Here is a 1,611-nt window from a genome sequence, read left to right on the forward strand (position 1 = left end):
GAGCAGGCGCCGGGCGAGAGAGCGGTGGTACGTGATGATCACGGTGCGGAAGGGCATGCTCCGGCCATCGGCTGATCGGGCCCCGCCCTTGAGCCCTTGCTGTTCCCTCACGCGGCGCCCCTGCGGCCTGGGCGGGGGCGCCGTTCTGACGCCGTCGAAGGCGCCCTGACGGGGCGGGCCTCTTGCCGTCAGCGCGGTCCGCAACCGCAACGGGCTGATCAACTGCACGTGCCGGGAAGGCCGTTGGCGTTTACGGGCCGGGGGTCGTGCGACCGTCTCGAGAGGTGCTCACGGTCGCGCCGAAGGTGGCAGCGGGATGCCCTGCGGCGGGCATGAGCGGCTCGTGACAGTGGGTCGGTCTGGGGCGGTCAGCTGCGGAAGGGGCCGGTGACTTCGTAGGTGATGCCGCCGGACGAGCTGCCGCTGGTACCGCGCTGGCTGGAGAAGTACAGGCGCTTGCCGTCCGGCGAGAAGGCCGGGCCGCAGATTTCCGAGGAGGACTGGCCGTTGATCCGCAGGAACGTCGCGACCACGTCGTCCGGCGTGATGATGCAGATCTCCATGTTCCCTCCGTCCTCGGCGATGTACAGGTCGCCGGAGGACGAGCCGGTGACGTTGTCGACGCCGGTCAGCGGGGCTCCGCCCCCGACGACCAGGGAGTCGTCGTAGGCCAGCTCATAGGTGCCGGCGGCGACGTCTAGCTGCCAGACGCGGCCATCGCCCTTGGTGGTGAACCAGACGGTGTCGTTGGCGTAGTGGCAGCCCTCTCCCCCGTTGAACAGCTTGGCGCCGGAGACCTGGTCGCGGGTGGGGGTGGGCGAGCCGTCCGGGTCGGGCACGGTCGCCCAGGTGAAGCTGCCGGAGGTGGCGGTTGTGGCCTTGAGGACCTGGAGCGTGCCTGCCGACAGGTTGCCCCAGGTGGACGGAACGAACCGGTAGAAGCAGCCGTCCGACGCGTCCTCCGTCAGGTAGATCACTTTGCGGACCGGGTCGGCGGCCGCCGCCTCGTGGTTGAAGCGGCCCATGGCATCGCGGCGCACGGCGGCGTTCACGCCCCAGGGGTCGGTCTCCCAGACGTAGCCGGTGCTGACCTCCTCGCAGGACAACCAGGTGTTCCAGGGGGTCGCCCCGCCGGCGCAGTTGCGGTTGGTGCCGGACAGAATCCGGTAGGAGCCGGTGATGGAGCCGGTCGAGTTGAATCTGATCGCGCCCGCGCCGCCGGTGGCGGATATCTCCGAGTTGGAGACGTAGATCCAGCCCGTGCCGTCGGCGAAACACGCACCGCCGTCGGGGGCGTGGTGCCAGGTGTAGGCGGTGGTGCCGACCTTCTGGCCGGACCGGGCGATCACCCGGCTGGTGAAACCGCCGGGCAGTTGGATGCCGTTGGAGTCTGCCGCGCCGAGCGCGCCGTAGGGGCCGGGGCCCTTCTGGGCCGGCGCCGCGTAGGCCGCGCCCTGCATGAGCGTGTACCCGAATGCCGCTGCTGTGCCGCCGACGACTGCTCCGCGCAGGAAACTACGACGTTCCACTTGATCACTCCAGGGGTTGGTGACCGTCCCTGCCGCACCGGTCGGGCGGCGGGGCGCAAGGGGCGCTTGCGGAACCTAGGAG

1 protein-coding gene is annotated in these 1,611 nt (G+C 70.3%); it reads right to left on the reverse strand.

Annotation, left to right across the window (positions count from 1 at the left end; translation table 11 throughout):
- Nucleotides 1–368 precede the first annotated feature (368 nt).
- The gene (locus ACQKIP_RS46950) at nt 369–1,529 is read right to left on the reverse strand and encodes an alkaline phosphatase PhoX (protein WP_365862194.1); all 1,161 of its coding nucleotides are present in this window, start codon (nt 1,527–1,529) and stop codon (nt 369–371) included.
- Nucleotides 1,530–1,611 lie beyond the last annotated feature (82 nt).

The organism is Streptomyces sp. NPDC059900, assembly GCF_050270335.1.
Lineage (GTDB): Bacteria > Actinomycetota > Actinomycetes > Streptomycetales > Streptomycetaceae > Streptomyces.